Raw genomic sequence first — 18643 nt, 5'->3', positions numbered from 1 at the left:
ATCAGAGAAGACCTTTCTTTTTCCCCAGCATCGTGTCCCGGCAAAGATCGGCGAGCGGAGCGAACTCCTTCTCGAACCGGCTCAGCTGGGCCTTGGGCTGCTGGTCGAGGAACTGGGCAAAGGCGCCAAGCTCCGGAAGCGTGGGCATGTTGAGGGACACCGCGTCGATTTTCGACGCGGTCTCGGTATCGGCATAAACGGCGAGCTCGGTCAGCGCAGCCAACAGGCCCTCGCGTGGGTCCGGGCCGCTGGATTGGCCGCTGAGCGTGGCCAGTGTTTCGGGTTGTGCCAGGAAGGTTTTCACCGCGTCCTGCGGCAGCAGCGCCGAGGTCGAGGCCCCCGGCACGTTCGGTGCGGGCATCTCGGCCGAGGCGACACGCACCTCACCGTCGCGGACACGGGCCAGAATGGAATGGGTGCTTTCCACGGTGGACACGCGGGCCTGATAGGCACCGTATTCCTTGATCACGCGGGAACAGACCTCGATCTGGCGTTCCTGCAGATTGGCTTCAAACGGGTCGTCCAGAGACTCCCGGATAAAATAGCTCTGCACGCCGAGGAACGCGAGGCTCGCCAGCGTGGCCCAGGCCATCAGCCATTCTGCGGGGTTGGCACTCACGCGGCGCAGCTCCCCGAGGTCAGGCGAATACCGCCATTCTCAAGCCTGACCGCCTCTTCCCGGGCCAGCTTGTATTCGCTGATCGACACAGCCTGTTCGCGGGTGATCCCGGCCTGAAACTCGACCGCGCCGTAATCGGCATCGCTGGACAGCGTGCAGCCCAGCGAAGCCACGGCAGCGTCGTAATTGGCGATCATCTCGGCATTGGTGCCTTCGGGTGGAATATCCAGACAGCCCGCCAGCGGCAGGATCAGGGCGGCAAGGGCGAAACGCGTCTTCATCAGCGGTCAATCTCCCCGAACACGACATCCATGGTGCCGATGATCGCCGCCACATCGGCCAGCTGATGGCCGCTCGCGACATAGTCCATCGCCTGCAGATGCAGGAAGCCCGGCGCGCGCAGCTTGGCGCGGTAGGGTTTGTTTGTGCCGTCCGCCACCAGATAGACACCGAACTCGCCCTTGGGCGCTTCAACTGCGGCGTAAACCTCGCCCGCAGGCACGTGGAATCCTTCGGTATAGAGCTTGAAGTGGTGGATCAGCGCTTCCATCGAGCGTTTCATCTCGCCGCGTTTCGGCGGGGTGATCTTGCCCCGGGCCAGCACGTCACCCTTGCCCTCGGGGGCGTTCAGCTTTTCGATCGCCTGTTTGATGATCTTCAGCGACTGGCGCATTTCCTCCATGCGGACGAGGTAACGGTCATAGCAATCGCCGTTCTTGCCCACCGGGATCTGGAAGTCGAATTCATCATAGCATTCATAGGGCTGCGCGCGGCGCAGGTCCCAGGCGAGGCCGGAGCCGCGCACCATGACGCCGGAAAAGCCCCAATTCTGAATGTCTTCTTCAGAGATCACGCCGATATCGGCGTTGCGCTGCTTGAAGATGCGGTTTTCCGTCAGCAGACCGTCGATATCCGCGATCACGCGCGGGAAATCATCGGCCCATGCGTCGATATCTTCGAGAAGATCCTGCGGCAGGTCCTGATGCACGCCGCCGGGGCGGAAATAGGCCGCGTGCAGCCGCGCCCCGCAAGCACGCTCATAGAACACCATGAGCTTTTCACGCTCTTCAAACCCCCAGAGCGGCGGCGTCAGCGCGCCCACGTCCATGGCTTGCGTGGTAATGTTCAAGAGGTGGTTCAGGATACGCCCGATCTCGGAGTAAAGCACCCGGATCAGCGAGGCACGGCGCGGCACCTCGACCCCGGTCAGCTTTTCAATCGCCAGACACCAGGCATGTTCCTGGTTCATCGGGGCCACATAATCGAGCCGGTCGAAATAGGGCAGGTTCTGCAGGTAGGTCCGGCTCTCCATGAGCTTTTCCGTACCCCGGTGCAGCAGCCCGATATGCGGATCGCAGCGCTCCACAATCTCGCCATCCAGCTCCAGCACCAGCCGCAGCACCCCGTGCGCCGCCGGGTGTTGCGGGCCGAAGTTGATGTTGAAATTGCGGATCTTCTGTTCGCCGGTCAGGGCGTCTTCGAAACCTTTGGAACCGTCCATTACGCGGTGCCTCCGTCAATCTTGTCCTTGAAGGCGATCACCCAAAGCAGGATCAGCGCAAACAGCGGGAAGATGGCAAAGATCGCCACCCAGTTGGGAATGCCGTAGCGCGGCAGCAACCGCCAGAACGGCACCACAACCAGCGCCCCCATGATCAGCAGCCAGAGCAGGCCGCCACCGCCAAATCCGTATCCGCCCATCATCGTTTTTCAAGCTCCTGAAGCTTCATCGCCATGAACCACAGCAGAGCCAGCGTCCCGATGGGGATGATGCAGGCGGCGGCCCAGTATTTCTCGATCCCGAAATGCGGCAGCAGTTTCAGCATCGGGATGACCGTCAGCACGGTAAAGACAAGCCAGACAAGCATTTCCATCACTTCGTCCCCTCTTCCGCTTTCTCGTCCCCGGGGATGATGTATTCGGCCCCTTCCCATGGCGACATGAAATCGAACTGCCGGTATTCCTGGGTCAGGCTGACCGGCTCATAGACCACGCGCTTGAGCGCCTCGTCATAGCGCATCTCGGTATAGCCGGTGGTCGGGAAATCCTTGCGCAGCGGATGGCCGCGAAACCCATAGTCGGTGAGGATGCGGCGCAGATCCGGGTGGCCGGAGAACAGGATGCCGAACATGTCGAACACTTCACGCTCGAACCAGTTGGCCGAGGGGTGAATATCGGTGATCGAGGGCACCATGTCTTCCTCGCGAACGCTCACCCGCAGGCGGATGCGGTGGTTCTGGTACATCGACAGGAAGTGATAGACCACGTCAAAGCGTTTGGCCCGCTCGGGGTAGTCCACGCCGGTGATATCCACGAGCGAGGAGAACTGGCAGGTCGGGTCAGAGCGCAGGAACTCCACCAGCCCGGTGAGGTTCGACGGCGCCACGTCCACGTTCAATTCACCCTGGTCCACAGACCAGCCAAGGACGCAATCGGGGCGCTTCATCTCGATATGGGCGCCAAGCTCTTTCAGTGCAGCGGTCATGATCGCCCCCTTACCTTACAATCGTGCCGGTGCGGCGGATCTTGCGTTGCAACTGCATAAGCCCGTAAAGCAGCGCCTCTGCCGTGGGCGGGCAGCCGGGCACGTAGATGTCCACCGGAACGATCCGGTCACAGCCGCGCACAACGGAATAGCTGTAGTGATAATAGCCGCCGCCATTGGCACAGGAGCCCATGGAGATCACATAGCGCGGCTCGGGCATCTGGTCGTAGACCTTGCGCAGCGCCGGGGCCATCTTGTTGGTGAGTGTCCCCGCCACGATCATCACGTCCGACTGGCGCGGAGAGGCGCGCGGTGCGATACCAAAGCGTTCAGCGTCATAGCGCGGCATGGAGGTGTGCATCATCTCCACCGCGCAGCAGGCCAGACCGAATGTCATCCAGTGCAGCGACCCGGTGCGCGCCCAGTTGATGATGTCCTCGGTCGAGGTCAGCAGAAAGCCCTTGTCTTGCAACTCGGCATTGAGCGCCTGGGTGGCCACTTCCTTGTCCACGCCTGCGGTGTTTGCTGTGGTGCTCACTCCCATTCGAGCGCCCCTTTCTTCCATTCATAGGCAAAGCCGATGGTCAGCACGGCAAGGAACACCATCATCGACCAGAAGCCCACCATGCTGATGTCCTGAAAACCAACGGCCCAAGGGAAGAGGAAGGCGATTTCGAGGTCAAAAATGATGAACAGGATCGACACGAGGTAGAACCGCACGTCAAACTTCATCCTTGCGTCGTCAAAGGCGTTGAAGCCGCATTCATAGGCCGACACTTTTTCCGGGTCCGGATTGCGGACCGCCAGAACGACAGCGGCAAGGATGAGAACAATTCCAAGTCCGATGGCTACGGCCAGGAAAACGAGGATGGGAAGGTATTCCCTGAGCATCTCTTCCACGGGGCAGGCTCCTTTCGGCGCGCATCACGGGGCGCGCAAAGATGTGGCTCGCTACGCGTGGGTTTAGCCCTGCACCCGCAGAGGGTCAACCGAGGCGCGACACATTCACGGATGTGAATTGATCCGTGAAAACCAATAAAATAAGCACTTTGCGGAAACACATTCTGCGCTTGCGACATATTGTGATGCAAGGCATCGGCGACTCACCCACTCGCGGGGCGAACAGTCAAATTGGACATTTTCCGCGCATCTTTTCCGACGGTTTTTCTCAGATCAGGATCACGTAACCTGCCAGCGCCATCATGATCGTGGTGACAGGCCCCCAGATCTGCCGCTCGATCCGGGACGGGGTGATCCAGTTCAGGGCCATGGTCATGGCCTGCACGCCCAGCGCCACCCATCCGGTCCAGCGCGGCCAGTCCAGCCCCGGCAACCCCGCCGCCGAAAGCACCGACAGCCCCATGAACCCAACGATGGGAATGGACAGCCCCGCCATCAGCCGCCCCTTGGGCGGCACGGCTCCCTGATGCGCCCCGCCCTGCGTCGCCGCGCCCCATGGCGCACCGGCGATCAGCGCGATCTGGAAAAAGATCACCCCGAGGCACAACAGCGCGTAGAGATGGGCAAACTGGACGCTCACGCCCAGCCCGGTTTGCGCTTGTCGAAAAACGCCGCGATGCCCTCCTGCGCCTCGGCGCTCTCCCACCGCGCGGCCAACGCGTCGATGGCAAGGTCCATCTCAGCCTGGCTGACCCCGCCGCCGAGCTGCCGGATCAGCGCCTTGGCCTCGCCCACTGCGCCGGGCGCACAGGAAAGGTAGGGTTCGATCTCGGCCTCGACGGCCGCATCCAGGCCATCGGGGGCAACCATGCGCGCCACGAGATTGAGCCGCAGCGCCTCTTCGGTGTCAAAGAGCCGGGCCGACATGAAGACCCTCCGCGCCAGCGCCGGTCCCATGCGGCGCAGCACGAAAGGCCCGATATTGGCCGGGATCAGCCCCAGACGGGTCTCGGTGAACCCAAAGCGTGCGCCCTCTGTCGCGATAACCACGTCACAGACCGACATCAGCCCCAGACCGCCGCCAAAGGCATTGCCCTGCACACGCCCAATCAGCGGTTTGGGCAGCGTATCGAGTGCCGAGAGCATCGCCGCCAGCTTGGCGCTTTCGCGGCGACGCGTGGCGCTGTCCATCTCGAACTGCGCCCGCATCCAGCCCAGATCACCGCCCGCGCAGAAACTCTTGCCTTCAGCGGCCAGAACAACCGCGCGCACGCTCTCGTCCGCAGCCAGCGATTCAGCGGCTGCGGCCAGCTCTTCGAGCATCTGCGCCGACATGGCATTGTGCTTGTCGGGGCGCGCCAGCCACAGCGTCGCGACGCCGCGCGCATCGGTTTCAACTTTCACGGTCTCGAACATCTGGTCCCTTCCCTTTCAACCCGCGCCAAATTCCTTGCAAGGAATTTGCAAAAATCTTCGAAGATTTTTGTCACCCGGCCCGCATGGTCCGCGCCATCTCCGCCGCCTGTGCAATCACCTCTGCGTCAAGGCCCGTGTCATATCCCAGCTCGGCCAGCCGCTCTGCCACCGCCTCGGTCGCCACATTGCCCGCGGCCCCTGGCGCATAGGGGCAGCCGCCAAGCCCCCCCACGGCGGCATCAAACACCCGCAGGCCCGCCTCCAGCGACACGGCGATATTCTCCAGCGCGCGCCCGCCCGTGTCGTGGAAATGCCCGGCCAGCTGCGCCGCCGGAACCACCGATGTCACAGCCTCCAGCATCAGTGCCACCGCCTCGGGCGTGCCGCGCCCGATCGTGTCGCCCAGCGATATCTCGTAGCAGCCCATGTTATGGAGCGCCTTGGCCACCCGCGCCACCTCGCCCGGGTCTACCGGCCCGTCATAGGGGCATTCCACCACGCAGGAGACATAGCCCCGCACCGGCAGGCCCGCCGCCCTGGCCGCCGTCATCACCGGCGCAAACCGCTCCAAAGACTCGGCGATCGTGGCGTTGATATTGGCCTTGGAAAACCCTTCCGAGGCCGAGCCAAAGATCGCCACCTCGTCGGCGCGCGCGGCAATCGCCCGCTCAAGCCCGCGCATGTTCGGTGTGAGCGCGGCATAGGAGACGCCCGGCGCGCGGGTGATGCCCGCCAGCACCTCGGAGCTGTCGGCCATCTGCGGCACCCATTTGGGGCTGACGAAAGACGCGCATTCGATGCGGCGAAACCCGGCGCGGCTCAGGCAATCGACCAGCGCGATCTTGTCTGCCGTGGGGATCTGGCGTTTTTCGTTCTGCAAGCCGTCGCGCGGGCCGACTTCGAAAATTTCAACACTGTCGCTCATGCCTGTCACTCCTGTCCGCCATGGCGGGGCTCCGCCTCTTCTCCGCTGAACCGCTCCCCCGGAGCGCTTCCGGGACGTGGCTCACCCCTTCCATTCCGATGGATCGCGTTTGACTTCCGGCACGGGATAAAAATCACGGTCATAAAGGTCCTGCTCCCCGTCCCGCGCCTTGGCCCGCTGGTACGCCTCGCGCGCCTTGAACCTGTCCCAATAAGCCCAGAGCTTGGGAAACTGCTCCATCTCGACATAGTAGCGCGCCAGTTCGAACCCGTAGGAGAACATGATATCCGCCGCCGAAAACCCCGACGGCAACAGCATGTCAGACCCCATGCGCCGGTCTATCGCCGCCAGCGCCGCCCGGAGCCGCGCGGTCAATAGCTTGATCACCACGGGCGAGGCATCCGCCGGATTGTGCAGGAACACATGGTTGAGGTTCAGGTTCTCGACCAGCGAGCCCACGGTCTCGGAATAATGCATCATCTCCAGATACAGCGCGCGGTCCGCATCCCCCGGCGCGGGCTGCAACCCGGCCTCGGGGTGATGCTCGCACAACAACTGCAGGATCGCGCCGCTCTCGAACCATGTCTCACCATGGTATTCCAGCGCCGGCACCCGCCCCGCAGGAGACAGCGCATAGAACTCCGGTGTGCGCATGGAGCCGTCCCGGATCGAATAATAGGCGACCTCATAGTCCAGCCCCAGCTCTTCCAGGAGCCACATGACCCGGAAGGACCGCCCCAAAGGCACGTGATGCAAACGGATCATGCCGCCTCCTCCTCTTCCAGCCGGATCAGCGCCGCCCCTGCCTCGACCTGTGCACCGGCCTCAACCAGAACTTCTGCCACCACCCCGTCGCGCGGCGCGGTGAGGGAATGCTCCATCTTCATCGCTTCCAGCACGGCCAGCCGGTCACCGGCGGACACGCGCGCCCCGGCGCTGACCTCGACCGCCTGCACCAGCCCCGGCATCGGCGCTTCGATGACCGAGGCATCGCTGCCCCCCGCCGCCGCCCGGTCCAGCGCCCGGATCACGCGGTAGGCGCGACCGTGATCGGCAAAGATGGTAACCACATCCCCCGCCACCGCAAAACGCGCGGCGGGCTCGCCATCCAGCGTCCAGCCGCCAGGGCCGCGCAGGGCCTCGACCACCAGATCACCGCTTTCGATCAACACATCCCCGGACCCGCGCACCCGAAGATAAAGCACCCGCTCTTCACCGGCCTCTTCCAGAACCAGCGTCCGCGTGAGCGGCTGCCACAGGCTGAAGCCGGTGGCCCAGTCATCCGCCTCCCACAGCCCCGCCTCGACCAGCGCCGCCTGCGCCAGCGCCAGCGGATTGCCCTCAAGCGGCGCGGCTAATGCGTCGATCTCACGCCCGATCAGCCCGGTATCCACGTCGCCGCGCGCAAATCCCTCATGCGCGCAGAGCGCCCCCAGAAAGGCCAGGTTGGTGACCGATCCCGCCACCTGCGTGCGCGCCAGCCCCTGCGCCAGCCGCTTGAGCGCGATCTCCCGCGTCGGCCCGTGACAGATCAGCTTGGCGATCATCGGGTCATACCATGGCGTGATCTCATCACCGGAGCGCACACCTGTATCGGCCCGCGCGCCCTCCGGGAAGGCCAGATGGGTCAGCCGCCCGGTGGCAGGCAGGAACCCGGCCGGCACGTCCTCGGCATAGAGCCGCGCCTCAAAGGCATGACCGTTGATCGACAGATCCTCCTGCCGCGCAGGCAGGCTTTCCCCCGCCGCCACGCGCAATTGCCATTCCACAAGGTCCACGCCGGTGATCATCTCGGTCACCGGATGCTCCACCTGCAACCGCGTGTTCATCTCCATGAACCAGAACCCGTCGGGGCGCAGCCCGTCCGATCCATCCACGATGAACTCGACCGTCCCGGCCCCTTTGTACCCAATGGCCTCCGCCGCGCGCACCGCTGCCGCGCCCATGGCCGCGCGCATCTCCTCGGTCATACCCGGCGCGGGTGCCTCTTCGATCACCTTCTGATGACGGCGCTGCAGCGAACAGTCCCGTTCGAACAGATGCACCGCGCGGGTCCCATCGCCAAAGACCTGCAATTCAATATGACGCGGCTTGGAGACGAATTTCTCGATCAGCACCGCCTCATTGCCGAACGCCGTGCGCGCCTCTGCCCGGGCCGAAGCCAGCGCGCGGTCAAACTCGCCCGGCGCTTCCACCAGCCGCATCCCCTTGCCGCCACCGCCTGCCACCGCCTTGATCAGCACCGGATAGCCGATCTCTTCCGCCTGCCCGGCCAGAAACGCGGGATCCTGATTGTCGCCGTGATAGCCCGGCACCACCGGCACCCCGGCTTCTTCCATCAGCGCCTTGGCCGCATCCTTGAGCCCCATGGCGCGGATCGCCCTGGCCGATGGCCCGATGAATGTCAGCCCGGCGGCCTCCACCGCGTCCACGAAATCGGGGTTTTCCGACAAAAACCCATAGCCGGGATGGATCGCCTGCGCCCCGGTGACCCGCGCCACGGCAAGGATCGCATCGCCCTTTAGATAACTGTCCGCAGGGGCAGGCCCCCCAATGCAATGCGCCTCATCCGCCATGGCGACATGGGCCGCGCCCGCGTCGGCCTCGGAATAGACCGCCACGCAGCGCACGCCCAGCGCCTGCGCCGTTTTCATGACGCGACAGGCAATCTCGCCGCGGTTCGCAATCAGGATCGTGTCAAACATCTCTGCCGGTTCCCTCTTCAATTACACCACGATTTTCGTGGCCCACCGGAATACCATCGCGCCAATCCGGCATTGACCATGAGCCTCCCGGCCTGTTCTCCATCAATGACCATCATTGTCAGAACGCGGTCATATCGATCCCGTTCTCTTGGATTGGCATAAACGTCTCTGGCCGTCCAAAGATGCCAGCGCAGAACAAAGGTGGCCGCAACAGCGCTTGCCAGTTCCTTCGGGCAGCGCGCTTTCATCTCCGGTGTGTCGTATCTGAGCAGGCGTCCCGACACGAACCCCTCATCCGGGCAGTACATTTTAACGGTATCACCATCGATGACCAACCAGACTTTGCAGCCCGCCGATTCCCGCCACAGCAAACTTGCCGCATCAAGTGCCACCGGGCCGACTAGCAGTCCCCCGAAAATCAATGCTGCCAGAGTCCGCAAGACGCCGCAGCGCCTCGCCGTGCGAAACTGAGCAGGCCCGCGCGGATTGGGTATCACGGCCTTGTCCCGAATGGTGTTCTTTCGGGATTTCGCCTTGAAACCAAAAAACTTGCGTCGGAGTCCCAAGCGCCAATCCTCACATCCGGAACACGCCGAAACGCGTGTCCTCAATCGGCGCATTTTGTGCCGCCGACAGGCTCAACGCCAGCACATCGCGGCTCTTGCGCGGGTCAATGATCCCGTCATCCCAAAGCCGCGCGCTGGCATAAAGCGGGTGCGACTGTTCCTCGAACATGTCGATAGTCGGCTGCTTGAACGCCGCTTCCTCCTCGGCGCTCCATGTGCCGCCCTTGCGTTCGATCGCATCGCGCCGCACCGTGGCCAGAACCCCCGCCGCCTGCGCGCCGCCCATGACCGAGATACGCGAATTGGGCCAGGTCCAAAGGAAACGCGGCTGATAGGCCCGCCCCGACATGCCGTAATTGCCCGCACCGAATGAGCCGCCCACCAGCATGGTGATCTTGGGGACAGAAGTGGTGGCCACCGCTGTCACCATCTTGGCCCCGTGGCGCGCAATGCCTTCATTTTCGTATTTCCGCCCCACCATGAAGCCGGTGATGTTCTGCAAAAACACCAGCGGGATCTTGCGCTGCGAGCACAGTTCGACGAAATGCGCGCCCTTTTGCGCGGCCTCGGAAAACAGCACGCCATTGTTGGCGATGATGCCCACCATCATTCCCTTGACCTGCGCAAAGCCGGTGACCAGCGTTTCGCCAAAGCGCGGCTTGAACTCATCGAAATAGGACCCGTCCACCAGCCGCGCGATCACCTCGCGTATGTCATACGGCGTGCGCAGATCAGCAGGCACGACACCGAGGATTTCCTCCGGATCATAAAGCGGCTCCTCGAAAGACGACGATTTTCCGTCAAGAATTCGGCCACCAACCGTGCCACCAAGCGACCCCACCGCGCGCCGCGCCAGCGCCAGCGCATGGGCGTCATCCTCGGCCAGGTAATCCGCCACGCCCGACAGGCGCGTATGCACATCGCCGCCACCCAGATCCTCGGCGCTCACCACCTCGCCGGTCGCGGCCTTGACCAGCGGCGGACCGGCCAGAAAGATCGTCCCCTGTTCCTTCACGATGATCGTCACATCCGACATCGCGGGCACATAAGCCCCGCCTGCCGTGCAGGACCCCATCACAACGGCAATCTGGGCGATCCCCTTGGCGCTCATCCGCGCCTGATTGTAGAAAATCCGCCCGAAATGGTCGCGATCCGGGAATACCTCGTCCTGATTGGGCAGGTTGGCACCGCCACTGTCCACTAGATAGACGCAAGGCAGGTGGTTCTCCTCGGCGATCTCCTGCGCGCGCAGGTGTTTCTTGACGCTCATCGGGTAATAGGTCCCGCCCTTCACTGTGGCGTCATTGCACACCACCATGACCTCGCGCCCCATGACCCGGCCAATCCCGGCCACCACACCCGCAGCCGGAGCCGCGCCATCATACATGGCATGCGCCGCAGTCGCGCCGATTTCAAGGAAGGGCGAGCCGGGATCAAGCAGGTTGGCCACCCGGTCGCGCGGCAGCATCTTGCCCCGGTCGAGATGGCGCTGGCGTGACGCGTCGCCGCCGCCCATGGCGGCCATTTCCGCCGCCTCGCGCACCACGCGCAGTGCCTCCAGATGGCCCTCGCGGTTGGCTTTGGCCTGTTCCGACCCCGCTGCATATGTCGATTTGAGCTTCATGTCCCGCCCCTTTCACACGCGCAGTCCCTTGGGCGCGCGAATTTCAAAAAACTTGTCATTGCTCCGGCCGCCCCCGTGGTCGCACAGGCGCGGCGGGGGCGGCCCATCCCGCCACCAGTGCCGGTTCGGTCACGTTCAGCCAGCGCCCGACCTGCCAGGCCAACACGGCGTTTTGCAGCCGCAGATTGGCTTCGCGCGCTTCGCACCATGTGGCCAGAAGCTCCGGCGCCCCGGCGCAATCCGGTCCGGCAGATACGCCATGGGCCAGCGCATAGACCCGGGCATAAAGCTGTCCTGGCAGGTCATCGCGTTCCGTCGGCGCGGGGAGCCCCGAAACCACCTTGTCGCGCAGCGTGTCCTGCTCTGCGATCAACGCCTCCTGGCAGGGGATCGGGTCGACTGTCCGGTCACAGCGGGTCACGCCGATATTGCCGCAATACTCCACCCCGCGCGCATGCCAGAGGTCAAAGTCGGCAGCGTCCAGATCGCGGCCCTGATGGATGCGGAGCCGCCATTCATAGCGCTCCGCCTCGCGGTCGAAACAGTGTTTGAAGGGTGGCAGTTCCGCCTCCTGCGCGGTGGCGGCACTCGCCGTGAGAAGCAAAGCGATGAGGCTACGCATGGTCCACCTCCGCCGCCGCGCGCGCTTTCAACTCCTTGCGGATCACCTTGCCCGTCACGGTCATGGGCAATTCATCGAGAAACGCAATTTCTCTTGGGTAAGAATAGCTTGCGAGACGCTCTTTTACCCAAACTTGAAGATCCATTGCCGAGACCTTAACACCCGGCTTGGCCACCACATAGGCCTTGACGATCTCGTGGCGCAGTGGATCTGGCTTGCCCACCACGCCACAGGTGGCGACCCCCGGATGGGTCAAAAGACAATCCTCGATCTCCGCCGGGCCGATCCGGTAGCCGCCCGAGGAAATCACGTCATCCTCGCGCCCGACAAAGCGGATGTACTCCTCTTCAAGACGGCCCCGGTCCCCGGTCAACATCCAGTCGCCACGGAACTTCTCTGCCGTCGCGTCCGGTTTCTGCCAGTAGCCCAACATCATCGACGCCGCCCCGCGCCGCACGGCTATATCGCCTTCGCCCTCACACGGCACGCCTAGCTCATCAATCACCGCCACGTCAAAACCCGGCACCGCCTTGCCAATCGCGCCGGGCAGCGCATCGAACAGCGTGCCGCAAGAGCTCGCCACCATATTGCATTCAGTCTGGCCGTAGAATTCGTTGATCGTCACGCCAAAGGCGCGCCGCCCCCAATCGAGCATTTCAGCCCCCAACGGCTCTCCCCCCGAGGCGACCGAGCGCAACCCCGGCACGGACACATCCGCCGCCTTCAGCATCCGTAGTGCCGTAGGCGGGAAAAACACATTGCGCACAGCCCCTTCGCGGCAGATCCTCACCGCCTCTTCGGGGCTGAATTTCGCCATCCGGCAGGCCACTACGGGCACGCCCAGCGCCAGCCCCGGCATCAGCACATCGAACAGCCCGCCGATCCAGGCCCAGTCCGCAGGCGTCCACAGACAATCACCCGGCTGGCCGAGGAAATCATGGCTCATCTCCACGCCCGGCAGGTGCCCCGTGAGCACCCGGTGCCCATGCAGCGCGCCCTTGGGCTTGCCCGTGGTCCCGGAGGTATAGATCAACACGGCGGGGTCCTCGGGCCCGGTTTCCGCCGTCTCCACGGCTCCCGCCTCGGGCAGGTCAGGGGGGAAGACCGGTTCCGCCAGATCACCCAGCAGCGCCGCGCCCTCAGCATCGGTCACGACAAGCACCGCCCCGGAATCTCCAACCCGACTCTCCAGCGCATCGCGCTTGAAGAGTTTGAACAAAGGCACTGAAATCGCGCCGATTTTCCAAATAGCTAGATGGGCCGCCGCGCACCATGGGTCTTGTCCCAGAAGCACGCCGACCCGGTCCCCCGGCGCCACGCGCATATTCAGATGCGCCGCGAGCCGGTCCACCATGGCGCGCAGTTCGCCAAAGGAGACGTCACATCGCATGCCCCCTGACAGATCGACAATGGCCAGCGCATCATCAGGTTGGCTTAGCGCCTGTTCCGCAATGTTCAGCCGCGCGGGCAGGTCCCAGCGGAACCCGTCACACAACTCCTGATATGTGGCCGCGGGCTGTAACATCACTCTGGCAGTGGCGCTTCGAGATAGAGCGCCTGTCGGCCCGTTGTCTCCATCATGCACTGGATCGCCGCGGGGCCCGCGCCGGTGCCGCCACCCCAGGTCGACGCTTCATAGGCGCATTTCAGATCCCGGAACCCGATCCATGCTCGTTGCATGTCGCGCAGCGCAGGCGCCTGTTTCGGTGCGGCGGACCCAAGCTCGTCCATCTCGGCATCCATGGCCTTGGCGTCATTCAGGACGGACTGAAAGGCCGCATTCAGCCGCGCATCCCAATATTGCCATTCCTGATCCAGACAGGCCCCCATCCCGACCGTTGAATACCCGCCCGGTGTGGCATTGACACAGGCATCGGCGGATTGGCCGATACATTCCGCGCCCCCGCCAGCTATCAGGCAAGCCTCGGTCTCAGCAGGAGAAAACACCAATTCCTGCGCGGGAACAGCCGTACCCAGCGCCAATAGCAGGCTGGTCAGGATACGTGTCACAGCATCGCTCCCATCAGTTCCCGGCCAATCAGCATGCGGCGGATTTCAGAGGTCCCCGCACCAATCTCCATCAGCTTGGCATCGCGGAAAATCCGCGCCACCGGCGCATCGGCAAGGAACCCGGCCCCGCCCATGGCCTGCACCGCCTGATGCGCCACGACCATCGCTTCTTCCGAGGCGTAAAGACAGCAGGCCGCCGCGTCCTGCCGGGTGACGGTGCCCCGGTCACAGGATTTCGCCACCTCGTAGACATAGGCGCGCGCGGAATTCATCTTGGTGTAGATATCGGCGATCTTGCCCTGCATGAGCTGGAAATTCCCGATGGGCTGGCCGAATTGCTTGCGTTCGGCCATGTAGGGCATGATCTCGTCCAGACAGGCGGCCATGATGCCGGTGCCAATGCCAGCCAGCACCACGCGTTCGTAATCCAGCCCCGACATGAGCACACGCACGCCCTTGCCCTCTTCGCCCAGCACATTGTCGAACGGCACTTCCACATCGTCAAAGATCAGCTCGGCGGTGTTCGACCCGCGCATGCCCAGCTTGTCGAAATGCGGGCTAGTCGAGAAACCCTTCATGGATTTCTCAACGATAAAGGCGGTGATTCCCTTGGAGCCTGCATCGGGGTCGGTCTTGGCATAGACCACCAGCGTGTCGGCATCCGGGCCATTGGTGATCCAGTATTTATTGCCGTTCAAGCGGTAGTGATCATTGCGCTTTTCGGCGCGCAGCTTCATCGACACCACATCCGATCCTGCGCCGGGTTCCGACATCGCCAGCGCGCCCACATGCTCTCCGGAAATCAGGCCGGGCAGGTATTGTCTCTTCTGCTCTTCGGAGCCGTTCAGCTTGATCTGGTTCACGCAGAGGTTGGAATGCGCGCCGTAGCTGAGCGACACAGAAGCCGAGGCCCGCGCGATTTCTTCCACCGCAATCACATGCGCCAGGTAGGACATCCCCGACCCGCCATATTCCTCGGGCGTGGTGATGCCCAACAGGCCCAGATCGCCCATCTCTTTCCACAACTCATTGGGAAAGGCGTTGGTGCTGTCGATCTCCGCCGCCATCGGCTTGATCCGCTCCTGCGCCCAGCGATGCACCATCTCGCGCAGCGCGTTCACGTCTTCCCCAAGATCAAAGCTCATCACGGCATTGAACATGGCGTCCCGCCTCCCTTTATTGAACACCTGTTCAATAAATGCCACGAATCGCGGCGACCGGTCAAGCCCGGCGCATCTCTCTGCTTTGGAACGTCGCGTCGCATAAGGGTGCCGTAGGGTGGGCATTTCTGCCCACCGCCGCCCTCACCCGCCCTGAAACACGGCCCCTACCTCTGCCCGGATGATCCGCGCGATCAACTCGCAATCCTCGACCGAGAAGGTCAGCGGCAGGCGCATGTCGAGAATGCTGCGCAACACCCGGTCGCTGTCAGGCATGCGCTCGGACGGGGCATAGCGCCAGCTGTCATAGCGCGAGGTAAAGCCCACCGGCTCCGCCCCGCCGAACCATTTCAGCTCGACCCCACGCGCCGCGCAGCGTTTGACCACCTCGTCAATCGCCGCCTCGGACCAGTCGAGCAGCAGGAACTGAATGGACGAGCCGACATAGCGCTCCGCCTCCGGGCGCTCCACGATGGTCAGCCCGGGCGTATCTCGCAATCCCGCCTCAACCGTCCGATAGCGGTCATTCCACCGCGCGACCTGCGTCTCCAGATCGCGCAATTGCGGGCGCAGGATCGCCGCGCGCAGATGGTCCATGCGCCCCGAGACATTGGGCGTGTCATATTTGATGCGCTCGAACACCTCTGGCCCGGGCGCGGCCAGATGCCTGCCATAGAGCATGTAAGAGCCCGACAGCATGATCGCCCGCGCCGCCACCTCTTCGTCATCGGTGACAAGCAATCCGCCTTCACCGGAATTCACGTGTTTATAGGTCTGGCAGGAGTAGCAGCCGACAAATCCATGCCGCCCAGAAGGCACGCCGTTCCACGCGGCCCCCATGGTATGGGCGCAATCCTCGATCACCGTGACGCCCGCCGCGTCGCAGATCTCCATCAGCCGGTCCATGTCGCAGAGATGTCCGCGCATATGCGACAGCATCAGCACATCGGCGCTGTCCGCCTTGGCCGCCAGATCGTCGAGGTCGATGACCAGCCCCTCGGTCACGCCGACAAAAACCGGCACCGCGCCGACACTGGCAATCGCGCCGGGCACCGGGGCCAGCGTGAAGGCGTTGGTGAGCACCCGGTCGCCGGGCTTCACCCCTGTGGCACGCAAAGAACAGGCCAGCGCATAGCCGCCCGAGGCCACGGACAGGCAGTATTTCGCCCCCACCATCGCGGCGAATTCCTGCTCCAGCAGCGCCACCTCGCCCGGATCGTCGCCGACAAGGTTATAGCGGTGCAACCGTCCGCTTTTCAGCACCTCGATCGCGGCGGCGATGCCCTCCTCCGGGATCGGCTCCTGCTGGGTGAAACTGCCTGTGAAACGCTCTGTCATATATCCACGTTGCGGCGGGTTTGGACGAAGGTCAAGCGGGCACGACACCGATTTCATTCAATGAAATCGGACCGAAATATTTTGAAGATTTCGGCACTTTGCGCGCGGTTTCCGACAACAGACGCCCGGCACATGTCGCGAACGCCCATCCACGTGGTGATGACCGGGCTAAGCTGATCATATGACCGATCCGCTTTCCTTCCTGCGCGCCCCGCTTTGGGACACCGCCCCGCAACATGTCCGTGATCAGGCCAAGCTCTGCCTGCTGGACCTGACCGGCATTGCCATTGGCGGCCATGGCACCGATCTCAGCGCCATTATCCGCAACCATGCCGCCCTTACGCGCCCCGGCCCCTATCCCCTGCCCTTTGACGGGCGCGGGGTGAATGGCTCGGGGCTGGCGCTGGCGCTGGGTATGAGCATCGACGCGCTGGACGGGCATGACGGGTTCAACCCGGCCAAGGGGCATATCGGATGCCCGATGATGCCCGCCGCACTGGGCTTTGCGCTGTCCCGCGATGCATCCGGTGTTGATTTCCTGGACGCGCTGCTGATGGGCTACGAATTCGGCGCGCGCGCCTCGGTCGCCCAGCATGGTACGGTGCCGGATTATCACACCTCCGGCTCCTGGGGTGCGGTCACCGCCGCCGCCACCGGGGCGCGGCTTATGGGGCTCTCGCCGGACCAGACCCGCCACGCGCTTGGCATCGCCGAATATCACGGGCCGCGCAGCCAGATGATGCGCTGCATCGACCATCCCACGATGCTCAAGGACGGCTCAGGCTGGGGTGCGATGTGCGGGGTCGAGGCGGTTGGGCTGGCACAGGCCGGGTTCACCGGCGCGCCCGCGATCACCGTGGAAGAGGCGCCGGAATTCTGGGCCGATCTGGGCCAGCATTGGGCCATCATGGACCAGTATTTCAAGCCCTACCCGGTCTGCCGCTGGGCGCAGGCCCCGGTCGAGGGGGTGCTGGCTTTGCGCGCGGCCCATGGGCTCAACGCGTCGGATATCGCCCATATCGAGGTCGAGACTTTCCACGAGGCGATCCGCCTTGCCAAACGCCGACCCGCCAGCACCGAAGAGGCGCAATATTCCACCTCTTTCCCCTGTGCGCTGGCCGCCGTGCATGGCGAGGTCCGGCCCGACCTGCTCAGCGGCGCGGCGCTGAGTGATCCTGAGGTGCTGCGGCTCTCCGACTCTCTGATCATGCGCGAGACGGATGAGGCCAATGCGCCCTTCCCCGCAACGCGGCTGGCGCGGGTGACGCTTCATCTGACTGACGGGCGCGAGGTGAAGGGCGAGTACCGCACCCCGAAATGGGATGCCGAGGCCCCGCCAACAGAGGCGGAGTTGCGCGCCAAATACCATGCGCTGGCCGATCCGGTTTTGGGAACGCCCCGCGCGGATGAAATCGAAGCAGCTATAGACCGACTGGAAGACACCCCAACGGCAGATTTCTTCGCAACCCTCAGCGCACCAGCGTAGGGTGGGCAATTCTGCCCACCTCACCGCTCACGCCAGAAGCCGCCCGACCACGCCCGGCAGATCCTCGTAGCGCTCAAGCAGAACCTCCGGCTCCAGCGCCGCCATATCTTCACCCGATGGCCCAAAGGTGACCAATACCGATGGCACCCTCGCCGCGCGCGCGGTTTCACGATCCGTCACGCTGTCCCCGATCAGACAGGAGCGGTCCACCGCGCCGCCCGCCCGCTCGACCGAGGCCACGTAAGGCGCGGCATCAGGTTTGCGCGTGGGCAGCGTATCGGCCCCGATGAGCGATCCGAAGGCCTCTCGCACGCCCAGTGAGCGCAACAGCTTGTCGGCCAAGCCTTCGGGTTTGTTGGTGCAAATCCCCACCCGCACGTCATCTGCGACCAGCGCGGCCACCGCCTCCATCGCGCCGGGATAGAGCACCGTGTGGGTGTCAATCGCCCCGTCATAGGCCTCCAGAAGACGCGGATACCAGAAATCAATGGTCTTCACCTCATCCGCGCGCCCCAGACGCGACATGCCCAGCGTCAGCATCGCCCGCCCGCCGCGCAGCGCCGTGCCCGCATCGCGCGCCGGGTCCAGAAGCGCGCCCTCGCCCATGGCGATGAAACAGGCATTGGCCGCCGCGATCAGATCGCCGCTGGTATCGGCCAGCGTTCCATCAAGGTCAAAGATCACCGTGCGCATCTGCCGCTCCCTTTTGTCACATACCGCAATCCATCGTGAGCCGAGCGGCCTTGCAGCTATGGCCCAGACGGATAAAACGGGCGTGAGGCAATTA

The 18643-nt window shown here is 63.8% G+C and carries 22 protein-coding genes; 1 reads left to right on the top strand and 21 read right to left on the bottom strand.

Annotated elements, in window-relative coordinates:
• Position 1 precedes the first annotated feature (1 nt).
• The 20 genes from PGB28_RS09660 to PGB28_RS09565 form a co-directional block, all read right to left on the bottom strand.
• Positions 2 to 619 carry a hypothetical protein gene (locus tag PGB28_RS09660; protein WP_271421308.1) on the bottom strand — a complete coding sequence of 206 codons (618 nt, stop codon included), beginning with the start codon at positions 617 to 619 and terminating at the stop codon, positions 2 to 4.
• The gene (locus PGB28_RS09655; protein ID WP_271421307.1) at positions 616 to 900 is read right to left on the bottom strand and encodes a hypothetical protein; all 285 of its coding nucleotides are present in this window, start codon (positions 898 to 900) and stop codon (positions 616 to 618) included. The genes PGB28_RS09660 and PGB28_RS09655 overlap by 4 nt, the downstream gene beginning before the upstream one ends.
• A complete protein-coding gene (locus PGB28_RS09650) occupies positions 900 to 2120 on the bottom strand; it encodes an NADH-quinone oxidoreductase subunit D (RefSeq protein WP_271421306.1) in 1221 nt (406 codons plus the stop codon). The genes PGB28_RS09655 and PGB28_RS09650 overlap by 1 nt, the downstream gene beginning before the upstream one ends.
• Positions 2120 to 2320, bottom strand: coding sequence for a hypothetical protein (locus PGB28_RS09645; RefSeq protein WP_271421305.1), 201 nt, complete (start codon positions 2318 to 2320; stop codon positions 2120 to 2122). The genes PGB28_RS09650 and PGB28_RS09645 overlap by 1 nt, the downstream gene beginning before the upstream one ends.
• Positions 2320 to 2493 carry a hypothetical protein gene (locus tag PGB28_RS09640; protein WP_271421304.1) on the bottom strand — a complete coding sequence of 58 codons (174 nt, stop codon included), beginning with the start codon at positions 2491 to 2493 and terminating at the stop codon, positions 2320 to 2322. The genes PGB28_RS09645 and PGB28_RS09640 overlap by 1 nt, the downstream gene beginning before the upstream one ends.
• On the bottom strand, positions 2493 to 3104 hold the full coding sequence (locus tag PGB28_RS09635) for an NADH-quinone oxidoreductase subunit C (RefSeq protein ID WP_271421303.1): 612 nt from the start codon (positions 3102 to 3104) through the stop codon (positions 2493 to 2495). Before PGB28_RS09635 ends, PGB28_RS09640 begins: the two co-directional genes overlap by 1 nt.
• Before the next feature lie 10 nt (positions 3105 to 3114).
• Positions 3115 to 3648 (bottom strand): NuoB/complex I 20 kDa subunit family protein, encoded by a 534-nt coding sequence (locus PGB28_RS09630; protein WP_271421302.1) that lies wholly within the window; start codon positions 3646 to 3648, stop codon positions 3115 to 3117.
• A complete protein-coding gene (locus PGB28_RS09625; protein ID WP_271421301.1) occupies positions 3639 to 4004 on the bottom strand; it encodes an NADH-quinone oxidoreductase subunit A in 366 nt (121 codons plus the stop codon). The genes PGB28_RS09630 and PGB28_RS09625 overlap by 10 nt, the downstream gene beginning before the upstream one ends.
• Before the next feature lie 268 nt (positions 4005 to 4272).
• Positions 4273 to 4644, bottom strand: a complete 372-nt coding sequence (locus tag PGB28_RS09620) for a hypothetical protein (RefSeq protein ID WP_271421300.1) — start codon at positions 4642 to 4644, stop codon at positions 4273 to 4275.
• Complete coding sequence (locus PGB28_RS09615; protein WP_271421299.1) at positions 4641 to 5420, bottom strand: crotonase/enoyl-CoA hydratase family protein; 780 nt, start codon at positions 5418 to 5420, stop codon at positions 4641 to 4643. Before PGB28_RS09615 ends, PGB28_RS09620 begins: the two co-directional genes overlap by 4 nt.
• A gap of 70 nt (positions 5421 to 5490) precedes the next feature.
• A complete protein-coding gene (locus PGB28_RS09610) occupies positions 5491 to 6345 on the bottom strand; it encodes a hydroxymethylglutaryl-CoA lyase (protein ID WP_271421298.1) in 855 nt (284 codons plus the stop codon).
• Between the two features lie 81 nt (positions 6346 to 6426).
• Positions 6427 to 7110, bottom strand: a complete 684-nt coding sequence (locus PGB28_RS09605) for a glutathione S-transferase family protein (protein WP_271421297.1) — start codon at positions 7108 to 7110, stop codon at positions 6427 to 6429.
• Entirely contained in the window at positions 7107 to 9050 is a 1944-nt protein-coding gene (locus PGB28_RS09600; RefSeq protein ID WP_271421296.1) for an acetyl/propionyl/methylcrotonyl-CoA carboxylase subunit alpha, read from the bottom strand. The genes PGB28_RS09605 and PGB28_RS09600 overlap by 4 nt, the downstream gene beginning before the upstream one ends.
• Positions 9051 to 9067: 17 nt before the next feature.
• Positions 9068 to 9616 carry a thermonuclease family protein gene (locus tag PGB28_RS09595; RefSeq protein WP_271421295.1) on the bottom strand — a complete coding sequence of 183 codons (549 nt, stop codon included), beginning with the start codon at positions 9614 to 9616 and terminating at the stop codon, positions 9068 to 9070.
• 10 nt (positions 9617 to 9626) lie between these two features.
• Positions 9627 to 11240: a carboxyl transferase domain-containing protein gene (locus PGB28_RS09590; protein ID WP_271421294.1), complete on the bottom strand. Its 1614-nt coding sequence runs from the start codon at positions 11238 to 11240 to the stop codon at positions 9627 to 9629.
• A 55-nt stretch (positions 11241 to 11295) separates the two neighbouring features.
• A complete protein-coding gene (locus PGB28_RS09585; RefSeq protein ID WP_271421293.1) occupies positions 11296 to 11862 on the bottom strand; it encodes a hypothetical protein in 567 nt (188 codons plus the stop codon).
• A complete protein-coding gene (locus PGB28_RS09580) occupies positions 11855 to 13387 on the bottom strand; it encodes an AMP-binding protein (RefSeq protein ID WP_271421292.1) in 1533 nt (510 codons plus the stop codon). The genes PGB28_RS09585 and PGB28_RS09580 overlap by 8 nt, the downstream gene beginning before the upstream one ends.
• Positions 13387 to 13872, bottom strand: coding sequence for a lysozyme inhibitor LprI family protein (locus PGB28_RS09575; RefSeq protein WP_271421291.1), 486 nt, complete (start codon positions 13870 to 13872; stop codon positions 13387 to 13389). Before PGB28_RS09575 ends, PGB28_RS09580 begins: the two co-directional genes overlap by 1 nt.
• Positions 13869 to 15032: an isovaleryl-CoA dehydrogenase gene (locus PGB28_RS09570; protein WP_271421290.1), complete on the bottom strand. Its 1164-nt coding sequence runs from the start codon at positions 15030 to 15032 to the stop codon at positions 13869 to 13871. Before PGB28_RS09570 ends, PGB28_RS09575 begins: the two co-directional genes overlap by 4 nt.
• Before the next feature lie 144 nt (positions 15033 to 15176).
• On the bottom strand, positions 15177 to 16370 hold the full coding sequence (locus tag PGB28_RS09565) for a DegT/DnrJ/EryC1/StrS family aminotransferase (RefSeq protein ID WP_271421289.1): 1194 nt from the start codon (positions 16368 to 16370) through the stop codon (positions 15177 to 15179).
• Between the two features lie 181 nt (positions 16371 to 16551).
• Here PGB28_RS09565 and PGB28_RS09560 point away from each other — a divergent pair, with 181 nt between their 5' ends.
• The gene (locus PGB28_RS09560) at positions 16552 to 17856 is read left to right on the top strand and encodes an MmgE/PrpD family protein (protein ID WP_271421288.1); all 1305 of its coding nucleotides are present in this window, start codon (positions 16552 to 16554) and stop codon (positions 17854 to 17856) included.
• Positions 17857 to 17883: 27 nt separating this feature from the next.
• Here the strand turns inward: PGB28_RS09560 and PGB28_RS09555 are convergent, their stop codons facing one another.
• Complete coding sequence (locus PGB28_RS09555; RefSeq protein ID WP_271421287.1) at positions 17884 to 18549, bottom strand: HAD-IA family hydrolase; 666 nt, start codon at positions 18547 to 18549, stop codon at positions 17884 to 17886.
• Positions 18550 to 18643: the final 94 nt, after the last annotated feature.

This window comes from Primorskyibacter aestuariivivens, assembly GCF_028023675.1.
Taxonomy (GTDB): Bacteria; Pseudomonadota; Alphaproteobacteria; order Rhodobacterales; family Rhodobacteraceae; genus Marinovum; species Marinovum aestuariivivens.
Note: the sequence above shows the minus strand (reverse complement) of the source record. Positions and strands in the feature narration are given on the sequence as shown.

Coding starts and splice junctions, on each gene's coding strand:
- PGB28_RS09585 (WP_271421293.1), bottom strand. CDS start 11,862: ATGCGTAGCCTCATCGCTTTGCTTCTCACGGCGAGTGCCGCCACCGCG.
- PGB28_RS09565 (WP_271421289.1), bottom strand. CDS start 16,370: ATGACAGAGCGTTTCACAGGCAGTTTCACCCAGCAGGAGCCGATCCCG.
- PGB28_RS09615 (WP_271421299.1), bottom strand. CDS start 5,420: ATGTTCGAGACCGTGAAAGTTGAAACCGATGCGCGCGGCGTCGCGACG.
- PGB28_RS09630 (WP_271421302.1), bottom strand. CDS start 3,648: ATGGGAGTGAGCACCACAGCAAACACCGCAGGCGTGGACAAGGAAGTG.
- PGB28_RS09655 (WP_271421307.1), bottom strand. CDS start 900: ATGAAGACGCGTTTCGCCCTTGCCGCCCTGATCCTGCCGCTGGCGGGC.
- PGB28_RS09600 (WP_271421296.1), bottom strand. CDS start 9,050: ATGTTTGACACGATCCTGATTGCGAACCGCGGCGAGATTGCCTGTCGC.
- PGB28_RS09640 (WP_271421304.1), bottom strand. CDS start 2,493: ATGGAAATGCTTGTCTGGCTTGTCTTTACCGTGCTGACGGTCATCCCG.
- PGB28_RS09580 (WP_271421292.1), bottom strand. CDS start 13,387: ATGTTACAGCCCGCGGCCACATATCAGGAGTTGTGTGACGGGTTCCGC.
- PGB28_RS09555 (WP_271421287.1), bottom strand. CDS start 18,549: ATGCGCACGGTGATCTTTGACCTTGATGGAACGCTGGCCGATACCAGC.
- PGB28_RS09645 (WP_271421305.1), bottom strand. CDS start 2,320: ATGGGCGGATACGGATTTGGCGGTGGCGGCCTGCTCTGGCTGCTGATC.
- PGB28_RS09560 (WP_271421288.1), top strand. CDS start 16,552: ATGACCGATCCGCTTTCCTTCCTGCGCGCCCCGCTTTGGGACACCGCC.
- PGB28_RS09605 (WP_271421297.1), bottom strand. CDS start 7,110: ATGATCCGTTTGCATCACGTGCCTTTGGGGCGGTCCTTCCGGGTCATG.
- PGB28_RS09635 (WP_271421303.1), bottom strand. CDS start 3,104: ATGACCGCTGCACTGAAAGAGCTTGGCGCCCATATCGAGATGAAGCGC.
- PGB28_RS09570 (WP_271421290.1), bottom strand. CDS start 15,032: ATGTTCAATGCCGTGATGAGCTTTGATCTTGGGGAAGACGTGAACGCG.
- PGB28_RS09610 (WP_271421298.1), bottom strand. CDS start 6,345: ATGAGCGACAGTGTTGAAATTTTCGAAGTCGGCCCGCGCGACGGCTTG.
- PGB28_RS09650 (WP_271421306.1), bottom strand. CDS start 2,120: ATGGACGGTTCCAAAGGTTTCGAAGACGCCCTGACCGGCGAACAGAAG.
- PGB28_RS09590 (WP_271421294.1), bottom strand. CDS start 11,240: ATGAAGCTCAAATCGACATATGCAGCGGGGTCGGAACAGGCCAAAGCC.